Annotated in this window: 14 protein-coding genes; 9 read left to right on the forward strand and 5 right to left on the reverse strand. The window is 56.0% G+C overall.

Going from position 1 to position 15,458, the window contains the following annotated elements; genetic code table 11:
* The first annotated feature begins 149 nt into the window (after window positions 1–149).
* Window positions 150–731: a DNA-3-methyladenine glycosylase I gene (gene tag, locus L466_RS21975; protein ID WP_014168140.1), complete on the forward strand. Its 582-nt coding sequence runs from the start codon at window positions 150–152 to the stop codon at window positions 729–731.
* Window positions 709–1,149, forward strand: coding sequence for an N-acetyltransferase (locus L466_RS21970; RefSeq protein ID WP_032679978.1), 441 nt, complete (start codon window positions 709–711; stop codon window positions 1,147–1,149). Before tag ends, L466_RS21970 begins: the two co-directional genes overlap by 23 nt.
* Here L466_RS21970 and L466_RS21965 read toward each other — a convergent pair.
* Window positions 1,118–3,397 carry a molybdopterin guanine dinucleotide-containing S/N-oxide reductase gene (locus L466_RS21965; RefSeq protein WP_050594886.1) on the reverse strand — a complete coding sequence of 760 codons (2,280 nt, stop codon included), beginning with the start codon at window positions 3,395–3,397 and terminating at the stop codon, window positions 1,118–1,120. The two genes, L466_RS21970 and L466_RS21965, sit on opposite strands and share 32 nt — an antisense overlap.
* A gap of 212 nt (window positions 3,398–3,609) precedes the next feature.
* On the opposite strand from L466_RS21965, the gene L466_RS21960 reads away from it, so the two are divergent.
* The 6 genes from L466_RS21960 (at window position 3,610) to ghrB (ending at window position 9,597) form a co-directional block, all read left to right on the forward strand.
* Window positions 3,610–4,272: an OmpA family lipoprotein gene (locus L466_RS21960; RefSeq protein WP_014168137.1), complete on the forward strand. Its 663-nt coding sequence runs from the start codon at window positions 3,610–3,612 to the stop codon at window positions 4,270–4,272.
* 123 nt (window positions 4,273–4,395) lie between these two features.
* Complete coding sequence (locus tag L466_RS21955) at window positions 4,396–5,412, forward strand: LacI family DNA-binding transcriptional regulator (RefSeq protein WP_014168136.1); 1,017 nt, start codon at window positions 4,396–4,398, stop codon at window positions 5,410–5,412.
* A 103-nt stretch (window positions 5,413–5,515) separates the two neighbouring features.
* Complete coding sequence (locus L466_RS21950) at window positions 5,516–6,265, forward strand: sugar phosphate isomerase/epimerase family protein (protein ID WP_032679355.1); 750 nt, start codon at window positions 5,516–5,518, stop codon at window positions 6,263–6,265.
* A 3-nt stretch (window positions 6,266–6,268) separates the two neighbouring features.
* Window positions 6,269–7,207 carry a sugar kinase gene (locus tag L466_RS21945; RefSeq protein ID WP_025206424.1) on the forward strand — a complete coding sequence of 313 codons (939 nt, stop codon included), beginning with the start codon at window positions 6,269–6,271 and terminating at the stop codon, window positions 7,205–7,207.
* Window positions 7,208–7,315: 108 nt separating this feature from the next.
* On the forward strand, window positions 7,316–8,596 hold the full coding sequence (locus tag L466_RS21940; RefSeq protein WP_020882640.1) for an MFS transporter: 1,281 nt from the start codon (window positions 7,316–7,318) through the stop codon (window positions 8,594–8,596).
* Window positions 8,597–8,622: 26 nt separating this feature from the next.
* Window positions 8,623–9,597 (forward strand): glyoxylate/hydroxypyruvate reductase GhrB, encoded by a 975-nt coding sequence (ghrB, locus tag L466_RS21935; RefSeq protein WP_014168132.1) that lies wholly within the window; start codon window positions 8,623–8,625, stop codon window positions 9,595–9,597.
* Between the two features lie 58 nt (window positions 9,598–9,655).
* Here ghrB and cspA read toward each other — a convergent pair whose 3' ends face one another.
* Together cspA and L466_RS21925 are read right to left on the reverse strand one after the other, a co-directional pair.
* Complete coding sequence (gene cspA, locus L466_RS21930) at window positions 9,656–9,868, reverse strand: transcription antiterminator/RNA stability regulator CspE (RefSeq protein WP_014168131.1); 213 nt, start codon at window positions 9,866–9,868, stop codon at window positions 9,656–9,658.
* A gap of 245 nt (window positions 9,869–10,113) precedes the next feature.
* The gene (locus tag L466_RS21925; protein ID WP_020882641.1) at window positions 10,114–10,824 is read right to left on the reverse strand and encodes a DUF3053 domain-containing protein; all 711 of its coding nucleotides are present in this window, start codon (window positions 10,822–10,824) and stop codon (window positions 10,114–10,116) included.
* 331 nt (window positions 10,825–11,155) lie between these two features.
* Between L466_RS21925 and L466_RS21920 the strand changes: the two genes are divergently transcribed.
* Window positions 11,156–11,443 carry an HTH-type transcriptional regulator gene (locus tag L466_RS21920; RefSeq protein ID WP_025206425.1) on the forward strand — a complete coding sequence of 96 codons (288 nt, stop codon included), beginning with the start codon at window positions 11,156–11,158 and terminating at the stop codon, window positions 11,441–11,443.
* A 46-nt stretch (window positions 11,444–11,489) separates the two neighbouring features.
* Here the strand turns inward: L466_RS21920 and L466_RS21915 are convergent, their stop codons facing one another.
* Window positions 11,490–13,109, reverse strand: a complete 1,620-nt coding sequence (locus L466_RS21915) for an ABC-F family ATP-binding cassette domain-containing protein (RefSeq protein ID WP_020882642.1) — start codon at window positions 13,107–13,109, stop codon at window positions 11,490–11,492.
* Between the two features lie 276 nt (window positions 13,110–13,385).
* Window positions 13,386–15,455: a glycine--tRNA ligase subunit beta gene (gene glyS, locus L466_RS21910; protein WP_014168126.1), complete on the reverse strand. Its 2,070-nt coding sequence runs from the start codon at window positions 15,453–15,455 to the stop codon at window positions 13,386–13,388.
* Window positions 15,456–15,458 lie beyond the last annotated feature (3 nt).

A 15,458-nucleotide genomic window follows, 5' to 3' on the forward strand; every position in this document is an offset into this window, starting at 1 on the left:
GAGAGAGCCGAATTCGGCGATATTTGTCATTGTTTAGGAAGAGTTTTGCGGGCATATGGCCCTGTATTAACTATTGTCTTTATAGTAGACACGTCAAGCCTGACAGAATGAAAATTTTGCGATAACCGTTTCATTAAGGGAGATAACCGATGCAGCGTTGCGGTTGGGTAAGCCAGGATCAGCTTTATATCGACTATCACGATCGGGAATGGGGCGTACCGGAGACAGAAGGGAAAAAGCTTTTTGAGATGATCTGCCTGGAAGGTCAACAGGCGGGCTTGTCATGGATTACGGTGCTTAAGAAACGGGAAAACTATCGTAATGCCTTCCATCAGTTCGATCCGGTCGCCGTCGCTGCCATGACCGAGGACGATGTGGAACGGCTGGTCCAGGATGCAGGCATCATCCGCCATCGCGGTAAGATCCAGGCCATCATTGGTAACGCGCGCGCTTATCTGGCGATGGAGCAAAACGGAGAACCGTTCTCAGAATTTGTCTGGACGTTTGTGAACAACACGCCACAAATTACCCAGGCCGCCACGCTCGCGGAGATCCCGGCCTCCACCCCGGCGTCGGATGCGCTCTCTAAAGCGCTGAAAAAACGCGGCTTTAAATTTGTCGGCTCCACCATCTGTTACGCCTTTATGCAGGCCTGTGGCCTGGTCAACGACCACGTTACCGGCTGCGTCTGTCATCCAGGGAGGCACCATGATCCGCAAATGGGAAAGTGATAATGCCGGGCCACTCCTGAGTCTGTGGCTTGAAAGCACCACGGAGGCGCACCCGTTTATCAGCGCAAGCTACTGGAAAGAGAACGAAGGTATGGTGCGGGATGTATACCTGCCCTCCGCCGAAACCTGGGTATGGGAAGAGGATGGAATGCTGCGCGGCTTTATCAGCGTCATGCAGTCCCAGTTTGTAGGCGCGCTGTTTGTCTCAACTGATTTTATTGGTCGGGGGATTGGGCGTGCGCTGCTGAACCATGTTCAACAGCGCTTCCCGTATTTAAGCCTGGAGGTCTACCAGAAAAATGTCCGGGCGGTGAATTTCTATCATGCACAGGGTTTTCGCATTGAAGACAGCGCCTGGCAGGATGACACTCAGCACCCAACGTGGATTATGAGCTGGCAGGCGGATCAAACGCCGTGAGCGTAAGCTCGGGTCCCTGATATTTCTCGACCCAGGCCAGCGCCGTGTTCCCCGCGCAGCCATTCCCCAGCTTCGAGCTGGGGAGATCTTTGGTCAGAACGTTTACTGCACCGTTTTTACAAATACCGCCTTCGCTCGGCTCCAGGTCTGGCCATGCCCCCTGGTGAATGCAGATAACGCCAGGTTTAATCCCGTCGCTCACCACCGCCCCTGCCAGCACCTGGCCACGCTGATTCCAGACGCGAACCACGTCACCGTCAACGATCCCACGCGCGCGCGCATCTGCGCTGTTCAGGGTCACGGGCTCTCGCCCGGCAACCGCATACCGCTCGCGCAGTGATGAATAGTTAAGCTGGCTGTGCAGGCGATGGGCAGGATGGGCCGATAACACCTGCAGCTGTTCCGGCTGGGCATTACCGTGCCACTCGTCCGGCTCAAGCCACGTTGGATGCGCCGGACAGTCGGCATACTTAAATTGGGCGATACGCTCGCTGTAGATCACAATCTTCCCGCTCTCGGTTTTCAGCGGATGGTTCTCCGGGTCGCGGCGGAAATCGGCGAAGCGAACAAACTGCGCATTCTGTTCGCTCTCCGGCATCTCAATAATCTGGTTCGCTTCCCAGAACTGTGCAAATGGCGGCAGCGTCACGCCCTGCGGGGCCCCGCGCTGGCCTGCAATCTGGTAGAACGTCTCCAGCCACTGCAAATCCGTTTTGCCCTCGGTAAAACGCTCGCGCCCCCCCGTTTCCCACAACTCGCTCAGCTCAGCAAACACCTCAAAATCATCACGCGCCTCATCACGCGGCGCCACGACGCGCTTCATCGGTACCATATGCTGATTGCTGTAGTCACCGGTCATGGTGAGGTCGTTACGCTCAAACGAGGTGGTCGCCGGCAGCACAATATCGGCATGTTTGGCTGAGGCGGTCCAGAAGCATTCTGAGATAACCACCAGTTCTGGCTTCTGCCAGGCGCGGATCAGGCGATTCGTGTCCTGGTGATGAGTAAAGTTCGCGCCGCCGGCCCACCAGACAAACCGGATATCCGGGAAGTGGCGATCCAGACCGTTATGCTGATAAAACCCGCCCGGGTTTTCCAGGGCTTCAACAATGCGCGCCACCGGGATTTTATCCACGGCATCCACACCGCCCTGAACCGAGCCCTGCAGAGAAGCCAGCACTGCCGCTTTGCGGGTTGGGTTGCCGCCATTGGCGAAGTGATAAGAGAGACCAAACCCACCGCCCGGCGTACCGATTTGCCCGAGCATGGCGGCCAGCGTCACGAGCATCCAGTGTTTCTGCTCACCGAACTGCTGGCGCTGCATCCCCCACCCAGACATTAACATCGTGGTGTTTTGGTGGAATAACGCTGCCAGTTCACGCAGTTTGGCCGCAGGAACCCCACAAATCTCTGCCGCCCACTCTGCCGTTTTGGCCATACCGTCTGTATTGCCCGTCAGATAGTCGGCGAAGTTGTCAAAACCGGTGGTACAGCGTGCGAGGAACCCGGTATCGTGCCAGCCGTTCTCCACCAGCGTATGGGCAATGCCCAGCATCATCGCCACGTCGGTGCCCATATGCGGGGCAATCCACTCGGCGCTGTCGCCGAAGAAGTCCATGGTTTCAGAGCGCATCGGGTCAATGCAGATAATGCGCTTGCCGCTTTTACGCAGCGCATCGAAATACGGGATCCCCTGCTCGTCACTGGCATTCCACGCGATTTTCAGGGTGTTGAGCGGGTTGGCGCTCCACAGCACCACCACATCGGTGTGCTCCAGCACCAGCGGCCAGCTGGTCTGCTGCTGATACACTTCGTTACCGCCCACCACGTAGGGCATGATCGCCTGCGCTGCGCCGGTGGAGTAATCCCCAAGATGCCCGGTATACCCCCCGGCCAGACTCATATAGCGCTGAAGTAACGTTGAAGCCTTATGCAGCACGCCGTTTGACCGCCAGCCGTAAGATCCGGCAAAAATGGACGACGGGCCATACGTGTCGCGAATACGTTTGTGCTGCGCATGGATCAGCGCCAGCGCGTCATCCCAGCTCACCCGGACAAACTCATCCTGACCACGAATACCCTGCGGCTTGTCTGGCGACGCCAGAAATCCTTTACGCACCATCGGCCAGCGCACGCGCGTTTTGCTGTGCACCTGATCGCGAACGACAGTCTGTAAAGAGTTGGAATGTTGCGTTGGCAATGCCCCGCGAGACGACAGAACATTTTCGCCATCGGTTTCGACCAGCATCGGCCCCCAGTGGGCGGCGGTCAGAATCGTTTTTGTTGAGGTGCTCAAGCGTGCGCTCCTGGTTGCGTGCAGGTTTTACGGCCTTCTTAGTGAGGCAGTTTATGGTTTGTCACAAATTTCAGAGTTATACCCGGAATTTTCTCCGTATCTGGACGTCATAATCAACTGCCACGCGCGTCGTGGCAAAGAATAAAAAGGATTAAGGAAATAAGATGAAAAAACGCGTATTCGTTATTGCCGCTCTGGTGAGCGGTGCACTGGCTGTTTCTGGCTGCACAACAAACCCTTACACCGGTGAAAGCGAAGCTGGTAAATCCGGTATCGGCGCGGGTCTCGGCTCGCTGGTAGGGGCCGGTGTGGGCGCACTCTCCTCCTCCAAGAAAGACCGCGGCAAAGGCGCGTTAATTGGCGCAGCGGCAGGTGCAGCCCTGGGCGGCGGCGTGGGTTATTACATGGATGTGCAGGAAGCAAAACTGCGCGACAAAATGAAAGGCACCGGCGTGAGCGTGACGCGCAGCGGCGATAACATCATCCTGAATATGCCAAACAACGTCACCTTCGACAGCAGCAGCGCAACGCTGAAACCAGCGGGGGCGAACACCCTGACCGGCGTGGCAATGGTGCTGAAAGAGTATAACAAGACCGCGGTGAATGTGATCGGTTATACCGACAGCACCGGCAGCCAGGATCTGAATATGCGTCTGTCTCAGCAGCGTGCCGACTCTGTGGCCAGCTCGCTGATCACGCAGGGCGTTGCAGCAAACCGCATCCGCACCAGCGGCATGGGCCCTGCAAACCCTATCGCCAGCAACAGCACGGCGGAAGGCAAAGCGCAGAACCGTCGCGTTGAGATTACCTTAAGCCCAATTCAGTAAGGGCTGCCCCCCTCTTCCTGGGGGAGAGGGGGATAGGGCGTCATGCCGCCACGTCGGCATGAACCGCTTGCCATCGCTCATTTTCCCGCTAAGGTGTTCTCACTCACTTCAGGGAATTCAGCGATGAGCAAACCAACACGGGCCACAATCAGCGACGTGGCGAAAGCCGCAAACACCGGTAAAACCAGCATTTCACGCTACCTCAACGGCGAGAAACACCTGTTGTCCGATGCGTTGCTCGCTCGTATTGAACAGGCCATTGCCGATCTCGACTACCGCCCGAGCCTTATGGCGCGCGGGCTCAAACGGGGTCGTACCCGTCTTATCGGGCTTATCATCGCCGATATCACCAACCCCTACTCCGTCAACGTATTGAGCGGAATTGAAGCCGCCTGTCGCGAAAAGGGCTTTACGCCGCTGGTCTGTAACACCAACAACGAAGTCGATCAGGAGCTGCATTACCTGGATCTGCTGCGCAGCTATCAGGTCGAAGGGATTGTGGTAAATGCCGTGGGCATGCGTGAAGAAGGTTTAAACCGCCTGCAGCAATCCTCCCTGCCGATGGTTCTCATCGACCGCAAAATTCCGGAATTCGCCTGCGATGTCGTCGGGCTGGATAACACTCAGGCGGCGACAACCGCCACTGAGCATCTGATTGAACAGGGCTTTGAAGCCATCCTGTTTCTGAGCGAACCTCTGGGCATGGTCAACACCCGTCGTGAGCGACTGAGCGCGTTTCGTGCCACGCTGGAGCGTTACCCCGGCGTGATTGCCGAGAATGCCGAAACGCCACTTCATGAAGCCGATCAGCTCGACAATACCCTGCGGCAGTTCCACACCCGCCATCGCGGAATGCGTAAAGCCGTTATCTCTGCCAACGGGGCGCTGACCCTGCAGGTCGCCCGCTCGCTTAAGCGCATTGGCCTGCACTGGGGAAGCGATATCGGTCTGCTGGGGTTCGACGAACTCGAGTGGGCAGAACTGGCTGGCGTCGGGATCACCACCCTCAAACAACCCACCTGGCAGATTGGCTATGCCGCTGTTGAACAAGTGGTTCGTCGTATTGAAGGCACCAGCGATGCCGTTCGCGAGCAGGTATTTTCCGGCGAGTTGATTGTCCGCGGCTCCACCGCCCGTTAATTTTCCCTTGTGATACCGATCATAAATTCAACATCCTGACCTTTTCTTTGGAACCGGTTCCATCTAGCGTAATAGTATTGATGTGTTGCGATGGAGTCCGACGATGGGCAGAAAAATCATGGTGGTCACCGCCGCGTATGGCGCGGAACAGGTGCGACAGGCAGGTGGTCAACGGGCAATGCTGCCCGTCATTGCGGGCGCGGGTGCCGACGGCGTCGAGATCCGCCGCGAGCTGTTCAACAGCGAAGAGCTGCTGGCGCTGCCCGCGCTGGGTGAATCCATTGAGCTGCTGGGCCTGCTGGCATGCTACTCCGCCCCTGCGGCCCTGTTTATGCCCGATGGCACCCTCAACCCTGACCTGCCCCGTTATCTCAGCGAAGCCAGTACCCTGAATGCGCTGTGGCTCAAGGTCTCACTGGGTCATTTCAGCGACACCCAGCCGCTTCACGCCCTGCGTGCCCTGCTCGATGAAAGCGGTATGGCCCTGGTGGTGGAAAACGACCAGACCGACTGCGGCCAGCTTGCGCCGATGCAGCGCTTCAAAGCCGCCTGCCGGGACATGGCGCTGCCCGTCACGCTGACGTTCGACATGGGCAACTGGCTGTGGGTGGGCGACTCCCCGGAAGAAGCCGCGCGCCATCTGGCCTCCGCAGTGAGCTATATCCACGTTAAAGCCGCCGTGCCGCATAAAGAAAATTTCCGCGCCGTGGCGCCGGATCGGGCCGATGCGCGCTGGCTGGATCTGCTTTGTCAGCTGCCCGCCGATGCCCCGCGTGGTATCGAGTTCCCGCTGGAAGGGGCGGATTTAACCGCCGTCACCCGTCATTACGTAAACCTGCTGCGTGAGGAGTAAACCATGCACAAGACGCTGGATGTGATCACTATCGGCGAAGCCATGGCGATGTTTGTCGCCACCGAAACGGGCGACCTGAGTACGGTGGAGCACTTTATCAAACGCGTGGCGGGGGCTGAGCTGAACGTCGCGACCGGCCTGGCGCGCCTGGGTCTGAATGTCGGCTGGGTCAGCCGCGTGGGTGATGACAGCTTTGGCCATTTCGTTCTCGATTCGCTGAAAAAAGAGGGCATTGATGCTTCCGGCGTCACCCTCGATGGACGCTTCCCGACCGGTTTCCAGCTTAAATCGAAAGTCGAAAATGGAACCGATCCCATTGTGGAGTATTTCCGTAAAGGGTCTGCGGCGAGCCACCTCTCAGTCGAGGATTACCACGCCCACTATTTCGCCTCCGCACGCCATCTGCATCTGAGCGGCGTGGCGGCTGCGCTTTCAGCCAGCTCGTATGCATTACTGGATCATGCCGCAACCACCATGAAGGCTCAGGGGAAAACGATCTCATTCGATCCTAACCTGCGCCCGGTGCTGTGGAAAAGCGAAGCGGAAATGATCGAGAAGCTGAACCGTCTGGCGTTTCAGGCTGACTGGGTTCTGCCGGGCGTGAAAGAAGGCATGATCCTGACCGGTAAAAACACCCCTGAAGGGATTGCCGATTTTTACCTCAACAAAGGGGTAAAAGCGGTGGTGCTGAAAACCGGCGCCGATGGCGCCTGGTTTAAAACGGCTAACGGCGAGCAAGGCGCAGTCGCGGCCGTGAAGGTCGATAACGTGGTTGATACCGTCGGTGCTGGCGATGGTTTTGCCGTGGGAGTCATTAGTGCCCTGCTGGAAGGCAAACCGCTGCAGCAGGCCGTCGCCCGGGGCAACAAAATTGGCTCGCTGGCAATCCAGGTGCAGGGCGACAGTGAAGGATTACCGACCCGCGCGCAGCTGAACGAATAAATTCCGTTTCCCTCCCCCTCTCCTCAGGTAGGTCAGGGGGAAACAAAACAAACCACCGTGTACCCTACATACAACGGCGGTACAAACCTCAACAACAGAGGCAAGCCTATGAACAGTTCGACCAATGCAGTAAAACGCTGGTGGTACATCATGCCAATCGTGTTTATCACGTACAGCCTGGCGTACCTTGATCGTGCCAACTTCAGTTTCGCGTCCGCGGCAGGGATCACCGAAGACCTGGGGATCACCAAAGGTATCTCTTCGTTGCTGGGTGCCCTTTTCTTCCTGGGCTACTTCTTCTTCCAGATCCCCGGCGCTATCTATGCGGAGCGTCGCAGCGTCCGCAAATTGATTTTCGTTTGCCTGATCCTGTGGGGTGCCTGCGCCTCACTGACCGGCGTGGTGAATAATATTCCTGCTCTGGCAGCCATTCGCTTTATTCTTGGGGTCGTTGAGGCAGCGGTAATGCCCGCGATGCTGATTTATATCAGCAACTGGTTTACCAAATCCGAACGCTCACGAGCCAATACTTTCCTGATCCTCGGTAACCCGGTCACCGTGCTGTGGATGTCGGTGGTTTCTGGCTACCTGATCCAGTCCTTCGGCTGGCGTGAAATGTTCATTATCGAAGGGGTGCCGGCGGTTATCTGGGCATTCTGCTGGTGGATGCTGGTAAAAGATAAACCTGCGCAGGCGAAATGGCTCTCCGAAGATGAAAAAGCCGCACTGCAGGCGCAGCTGGATAAAGAACAGCAAGGCCTGAAAGCGGTGCGTAACTACGGTGAAGCATTCCGCTCGCGTAACGTGATTCTGCTCTGCGCCCAGTATTTCACCTGGAGCATTGGCGTGTACGGTTTCGTACTGTGGCTGCCATCGATTCTCCGCAATGCCGGTGAAAACCTTGGCATGGTGGAAGTGGGCTGGCTGTCATCCGTGCCTTACCTCGCAGCAACAATCGCCATGATCATTGCGTCATGGGCATCGGACAAAATGCAGAACCGTAAGCTGTTTGTCTGGCCGCTGCTGCTGATCGCTGCCTTTGCCTTCATTGGTTCCTGGGCCGTCGGCGCGAACCATTTCTGGGTCTCTTACACCCTGCTGGTGATTGCGGGTGCGGCAATGTACGCCCCTTATGGACCGTTCTTTGCGATCATCCCGGAGATGCTGCCGCGTAACGTCGCAGGCGGCGCGATGGCACTGATTAACAGTATGGGAGCGCTGGGCTCGTTCTGCGGCTCCTGGTTTGTGGGTTACCTGAACGGAGCAACCGGCAGCCCGTCCGCATCGTACATATTTATGGGGGTAGCGCTTTTCGCCTCCGTGTGGCTTACTCTGATTGTTAAGCCTGCTAATAATCAACAATTACCTGTCGGCGCACGCCACGCCTGAATCCTTAAAAATCAACGGAGATTAGCATGAAGCCGTCCGTCATTTTGTATAAAGCACTGCCGGAAGATCTGCAGAAACGCCTTGAGGAACACTTCACCGTTACCCAGGTGAAGAACCTCAGCCCGGAAACCGTGGCACAGCACGCCGATGCGTTCGCCAGCGCCGAAGGTTTGCTGGGTTCAAGCGAAAAAGTGGATGTCGCCCTGCTGGAGAAAATGCCGAAGCTTCGTGCTACCTCTACCGTTTCCGTGGGCTATGACAACTTCGACGTGGATGCCCTTAACGCCCGCAAGATCCTGTTGATGCATACGCCACATGCGCTGACGGAGACCGTGGCCGACACGCTGATGGCGCTGGTCCTCAGCACGGCGCGTCGTGTGGTCGAAGTGGCCGATCGCGTCAAAGCTGGCGAATGGACAAAAAGCATTGGTCCGGACTGGTTTGGGGTGGATGTTCATGGCAAAACGCTGGGCATCGTTGGCATGGGCCGTATTGGCCTGGCTCTGGCGCAGCGCGCACATTTTGGTTTTAACATGCCGATTCTGTATAACGCGCGTCGTCATCACAGTGAAGCCGAAGAACGTTTTAACGCCCGCTACTGCGAGCTGGATACGCTGCTGCAGGAAGCCGATTTTGTCTGTTTGATCCTGCCGCTGACGGACGAAACCCGTCATCTTATCGGTAAAGAGGCGTTTGAAAAAATGAAGAAAACGGCCATTTTCATCAACGCGGGTCGTGGCCCGGTGGTGGATGAGAAGGCGTTGATTGAGGCTCTGCAACAGGGTGAGATCCACGCTGCCGGTCTTGACGTGTTTGAACAGGAACCGCTGCCGGTGGACTCCCCGTTGCTTTCATTGCCCAACGTGGTGGCCCTGCCCCACATCGGCTCAGCAACCCATGAAACACGCTACAATATGGCTGCAACCGCGGTAGACAACCTGATCGCCGCCCTTAGCGGAAAGGTGGAAATCAATTGCGTTAACCCGCAGGTTCAGCGATAGAAATGAAAAAACCCGCCAGAAGGCGGGTTTTTAAAATTTGTGCTACTGGGTTGGAAGCTTACAGGCTTACAACGTTACCAGCTGCTGGGCCTTTAGCGCCGCTTTCGATGGTGAAGGAAACTTTCTGACCTTCATCCAGAGATTTGTAGCCTTCGTTCTGGATAGCAGAGAAGTGTACGAACACGTCTTTAGAGCCATCGTCAGGAGTGATGAAGCCGAAACCTTTATCAGCGTTGAACCATTTTACCAGACCAGTCATTTTAGCAGACATAGAATTACCTTAATTAACAAATATATTGTGCCTTCCGGCTTGATGGATTGTGTTACAGATTTTTAAGCGATGAAGGAAGGGTCACTACGAAGGGTATCTATGGATAACAATCTGGACTGCTTTACTAAACTGCTTTAGGTCTGTGTAACAAACCGACCTGTATAGTTATACCGATGTGGTAGAAGAATAACAAGCGTTATTTTCGCCCGGAATAAAAAACCCCGCCTGAGGCGGGGTTTTCCGATTTATTCTGTGGCAGCGACCGCTGCACTCCACGCCTGACTAAAGGCCTGGTGCTGGGAGGCCAGTGGCCCAATCAGCGCATTATACTGGCTTGCCTGCTGCGAGGTCGGGAACTGAATACCGTTGGCCACAAAGCTCACCTGAGTGCCCTGCTGGGAGATGAAGTCCCCCACCTGAACCAGCTGCTGCGTGAAAATTTGCGCGGCTGGGATCAGCGGTTGCATCGCTTCAGAAGGTTTCGACACTACTTTCTCATACACTTTGTCGAAGACCGGTTTGAGATCGTCGCCCTGCTTCAGCGCGGAACGTGACGCGTCCGCCTGCATTTTCGCATTCTGCAGCTGTTGGCTCAGCACGCCGAGCGCACCGTTGGACTGGCGCAGCGGTTCACGTTGCGTCATGTAATCCTGCGGGACGCGAATAGCGTTCACGCTATCCACAACCGGACGGATACCGGAATCCATCGCCTGGCTCACCTGCTGTGAATAACCATAAAGAATGGCGTAATCAGACACGAAGGGGCCAAACTGTTTTTTCTGATCCGCAGTCAGCGTCGGCAACCGTTCACCGCTGCGCATCACCGTATTCTGTAGAAAATCGATAAACGCTTTGCGCTGATCGCCTTCTTTATCAAAACACCCACTCAGGCTAACAACCATCAACAACGCCGCAATAGGCGCAAACCAGCGAGAGCAGGACTTTCCTGTCGCCATTTCATTACTCCTTTCACCCAAAAAAGCGCACACCGGCACATGCGTGCCCGACGCTGACAAGGATAGTCCAGGTCAGCCCTGCAAGATACTCTTTTCATGCAAAACGGCTATTGCCGTTTTATTTCTTACTATTTACAAAAAAATACCTGGCGAAGCCGACATAAGCGTAATCAGGTAATTAGTCTCACCCTGGCAACGGCTGAAACGCATAAAGCGATCGTTACCGCACGATTAATCACATCCGTGACGATCCGTCGTTTGTATTAGGGACTATTCTTAACAGGCTCTCTGATGTTCTTGATCCCGGTATGTGATTTAAGAGGAGTCCTCAATGGAATATAAAGATCCTGAGCTTGAGCTGCTGAGCAGCCTGGAACAGATTATTTTTAAAGATGTACCGCAGACGTTAGCCCTGCAACAAAGATCCAATCCCTTTAAAGAATATGAGCAATTGCGCAAAGGGACTGGATTAAAAACTGAAGAATTCGCCAGAGCGATGGGTGTCAGCGTGGCTATGGTGCAGGAGTGGGAGTCAAAACGCGAAAAACCCACCCCAACCGAGCTAAAGCTGATGCGCCTGATTCAGGCCAACCCTGCACTCAGCAAGCATATAGCATGATGCAGTAAAGTGAGTTACCGCCCCCGCCTTTGCGGGGGCTTGTGTTTTAAAGGGGGGCACACCGCCAACCCGCCTCTTCCCAGACCAGTTCATGCGTCAATGCTAACCCCCGCAAAAAAGCCTCATCGTGAGAAACCACCAGCAATGCCCCGGGGAAACCGGCCAGTGCGGCTTCAATCGCCTCGACCGAGGCCAGATCCAGATGGTTGGTCGGTTCATCCAGCAGTAAAAGCTGCGTAGCGTCTTCACGCCACAAGACACAGGCCAGAGCAGCCTTGAGACGTTCCCCGCCGCTCAGCTCAGCCAGTGGAAGCGCCACTTTGTCAGCACCCAGTTGAAGCTGCGCTAAACGGGTTCGCAGCACACCCTCTTCCAGAGGTGTATGACTCAGATTGAGTTGCGCCATCACCGACTGCGAAAGATCGAGCTGCGACAGATGTTGATCGAGATAAGCGCAGTTTACCGATACCTTACACGTTCCTGAGAGCGGAGCTACTTCGCCGAGAATGACTTTTAAAAGCGTCGATTTACCGCAGCCGTTTGGTCCTTTTAGCGCCACGCGCATCGGTCCGTCCATTCGCCAGTTGGTCGGCGGGAGAGTGACGTGTGGCAGCACCAGCCCCTCCATCACCAGCACCTGTTTCCCCTCAGCAATCTGGCTTCCAGGCAACGTGAACATCACCGGATTCTCCTCTTCAACTCGCTCCCGGGCCTTGTTCACCGCGGCATTCAGCGCTTCATGTTGATCGCCATGCTGTTTTTTCCAGGTGCCAATGCGCTCTTTGGCGGCCATTTTGTATCTGACCCGCTCGAACGAGGCAATATTAAGGTTATCGACCGTACGTAACGTCTTCGCCGAACGCCGCTGGCTTTCGTCATGCTCTTTTTGCATCCGCGCGCGGGTGCGTTTGCGTTCTGTTGCCGCATGTTCCAGTGCCGCACGGGCTGCCTGCTGTTCGGCGTCCCGCTGATGCGTATAGTCGTCGTAACTGCCACCGTAGTGGCGAAGACCCGAGGCGCTCAGTTCAAGAATACGCGGTACCTTCGCCAGCAGTTCACGGTCGTGGGAGGCCACCAGCACGCCCCCCTGATAACGGGCGAGCTGGTCGTAGAACCACTCACGTCCCTGCCGGTCGAGATGGTTGGTGGGTTCGTCCAGCAGCAGATAATCCGCATCAGCCGTAAACGCGCCACAGAGCAACGCGCGAATGCGCTCGCCGCCGCTGAGTTCCATGGCTGATTTATCCGGGTCAAATGGTGGAAGTTTTGCGTGGAAAAACGCCTCGCTCAGACGTTCTGCTACATCCCAGTGTCCGTCGAGTAACGCCAAATCATCGGGCTGGTAATCACCGCTGTCGATGCGCTTACGCGCCGCAAAAATCGCCTCATACCCCAGCAGCTCAGCAAGTGTGGTTCGCGGGGAGATATCGGGCTGTTGTGCCACATAAGCGTGCGTTGCAAAACGTTCGATATGACCGCTGGCAGGTTCATCACACCCCGCCAGCAAACGTAGCAGACGTGTTTTACCGCTGCCGTTGCGGCCAACCAGCGCGCACAGTGACGGTGCCAGAGAAAGATTCAGCGGACCAAAAAGGGTATCGCCCGTCGCAAACTGACAGGTCACCTGATGCAAAATAAAAGAAGGGGATTGCGCAAAATGAGCCATAAGCACTCCTGAATGAAATCAAAACATCCCCTGCCGACGCGGTCGCGTTTAGCAAGGATCGAAATTCATCAGTCGTGTTTGTTCATTTTCGGGATGCGCTCCTGAGGAAGAAATATAACGAGAAAGAAACAGGATAACGGTAATTTGCTGACCATTTCAAGGTGAATTTTTAGGCGATTGCACTGCGCTTAGCTGGTCCACAAAAAAACGAGACATAAAAAAACCCGCCGAAGCGGGTTTTTCTCAACTGCTGGTCCGTCACCGGGCACATGCATGTTACTGCAGCAACGAAATATCCGCCACGCGCAGGAACAGCTCACGCAATTTTTCGAGCATAGAGAGACGGTTGATACGCAGCTCTTTATCTTCCACGTTCACCATCACTTTCTCGAAGAAGGCATCGATGACATCACGCAGTTCCGCCAGCTCCACCAGGGCTTCCTGGTAGCGGCCTTCGGCGAAATACGGCTCCAGCTTGTCACGCAGTACCACAACCTGCATCGCCAGGGCGATCTCTTCTGGCTCTTTCAGCGTCGCAGCGTTCACACGCTCGTTCAGCGTTTCGTCGGATTTCGCCAGAATGTTAGAGACACGCTTGTTAGCCGCGGCCAGTGCAGATGCCGCTTCCAGCGTACGGAAGTGGGAAACCGCCTTCATACGCGCATCGAAATCTGCCGGACGGGTTGGACGACGTGCCAGTACCGCCTGAATGGTATCGACGGTGTAACCTTCGTCCTGATACCACGCACGGAAGCGACCAAGCATAAAGTCGATCACATCATCGACCACGTTGGCGTTGGTCAGCTTATCACCGTACAGACGTACCGCTTCTTCAGTCAGGGTCTGCAGATCCAGGTTCAGGTTCTTTTCAACGATGATACGCAGCACGCCCAGGGCAGCACGACGCAGCGCAAACGGGTCTTTGTCGCCTTTTGGATGCTGGCCGATGCCAAAGATACCTGCAAGGGTGTCCATCTTATCGGCAATCGCGACCGCACAGGCCACCGGATTAGACGGCAGCGCGTCACCCGCGAAACGCGGCTGATACTGCTCGTTCAGGGCCACGGCCACATCTTCCGCTTCACCGTCGTGACGCGCGTAGTGCATCCCCATCACACCCTGGGTGTCAGTAAATTCGAACACCATATTGGTCATCAGGTCACACTTGGACAGTAAACCCGCGCGCGTTGCGTGGTTCACATCCGCACCGATTTCACGTGCGATCCAGCCAGACAGCTCCGCAATACGGTCAGTCTTGTCGCGCAGCGTACCCAGCTGTTGCTGGAACAGCACGGTCTGCAGACGTGGCAGGTGATCTTCCAGACGCTTTTTACGGTCGGTGTTGAAGAAGAACTCGGCATCCGCCAGACGTGGACGCACCACTTTCTCGTTACCGGAGATAATCTGGATCGGATCTTTTGATTCAATGTTCGCCACGAAGATGAAGTTTGGCAGCAGCTTGCCGTCGTTGGCGTAAACCGGGAAGTACTTCTGGTCACCCTTCATGGTGTACACCAGCGCTTCAGCCGGCACGGCCAGGAATTTCTCTTCGAACTTCGCGGTCAGTACCACTGGCCATTCAACCAGAGAGGTTACTTCTTCCAGCAGGCTGTCGCTCAGATCCGCTTTACCGCCAATCTTACGCGCCGCGTCTTCCGCATCCGCCTTGATTTTGGCTTTACGCTGTTCGTAGTCAGCAATAACTTTACCGCGCTCCAGCAGGATCTGCGGATACTGGTCAGCATTGTCGATGGTGAACTCAGGCTCGCCCATGAAGCGGTGCCCACGGATCACGCGATCGGACGCCACACCCAGGATGGTAGCCGGAATAACAGTATCGCCCAGCAGCAGCGTCACGGTGTGCACAGGACGCACGAAGTGCACGTCGCTTGCGCCCCAGCGCATCAGTTTTGGAATCGGCAACCTGGCCAGCGACGTGGCAATCATGTCAGGCAGCAGCGCTTGCGCACTTTCACCTTTCACATGTGCACGGTACAGCAGCCACTCGCCTTTATCGGTGGTCAGACGCTCAGCCTGATCGACGGTGATACCACAACCACGCGCCCAGCCTTCAGCCGCTTTGCTTGGCTTGCCTTCAGCATCAAACGCCTGAGCAATCGCCGGGCCACGTTTTTCAACTTCACGATCCGGCTGAGACGCCGCCAGGTTCGCCACTTTCAGCGCCAGACGACGCGGAGCAGCAAACCATTCAATTTTACCGTGTGCCAGGCCAGCGTTATCCAGCTCAGCAGTCACGTTCGCAGCAAAAGATTCAGCCAGGCTGCGCAGGGCTTTTGGTGGCAGCTCTTCGGTGCCAATTTCCACCAGGAAAGTTTTCTCAGACATGGC

Origin of the sequence: Enterobacter sp. BIDMC 30 (genome assembly GCF_000534355.1) — a bacterium.
Classification (GTDB): domain Bacteria; phylum Pseudomonadota; class Gammaproteobacteria; order Enterobacterales; family Enterobacteriaceae; genus Enterobacter; species Enterobacter ludwigii.

Coding starts and splice junctions, on each gene's coding strand:
- tag (WP_014168140.1), top strand. CDS start 150: ATGCAGCGTTGCGGTTGGGTAAGCCAGGATCAGCTTTATATCGACTAT.
- L466_RS21970 (WP_032679978.1), top strand. CDS start 709: ATGATCCGCAAATGGGAAAGTGATAATGCCGGGCCACTCCTGAGTCTG.
- L466_RS21965 (WP_050594886.1), bottom strand. CDS start 3,397: ATGCTGGTCGAAACCGATGGCGAAAATGTTCTGTCGTCTCGCGGGGCA.
- L466_RS21960 (WP_014168137.1), top strand. CDS start 3,610: ATGAAAAAACGCGTATTCGTTATTGCCGCTCTGGTGAGCGGTGCACTG.
- L466_RS21955 (WP_014168136.1), top strand. CDS start 4,396: ATGAGCAAACCAACACGGGCCACAATCAGCGACGTGGCGAAAGCCGCA.
- L466_RS21950 (WP_032679355.1), top strand. CDS start 5,516: ATGGGCAGAAAAATCATGGTGGTCACCGCCGCGTATGGCGCGGAACAG.
- L466_RS21945 (WP_025206424.1), top strand. CDS start 6,269: ATGCACAAGACGCTGGATGTGATCACTATCGGCGAAGCCATGGCGATG.
- L466_RS21940 (WP_020882640.1), top strand. CDS start 7,316: ATGAACAGTTCGACCAATGCAGTAAAACGCTGGTGGTACATCATGCCA.
- ghrB (WP_014168132.1), top strand. CDS start 8,623: ATGAAGCCGTCCGTCATTTTGTATAAAGCACTGCCGGAAGATCTGCAG.
- cspA (WP_014168131.1), bottom strand. CDS start 9,868: ATGTCTGCTAAAATGACTGGTCTGGTAAAATGGTTCAACGCTGATAAA.
- L466_RS21925 (WP_020882641.1), bottom strand. CDS start 10,824: ATGGCGACAGGAAAGTCCTGCTCTCGCTGGTTTGCGCCTATTGCGGCG.
- L466_RS21920 (WP_025206425.1), top strand. CDS start 11,156: ATGGAATATAAAGATCCTGAGCTTGAGCTGCTGAGCAGCCTGGAACAG.
- L466_RS21915 (WP_020882642.1), bottom strand. CDS start 13,109: ATGGCTCATTTTGCGCAATCCCCTTCTTTTATTTTGCATCAGGTGACC.
- glyS (WP_014168126.1), bottom strand. CDS start 15,455: ATGTCTGAGAAAACTTTCCTGGTGGAAATTGGCACCGAAGAGCTGCCA.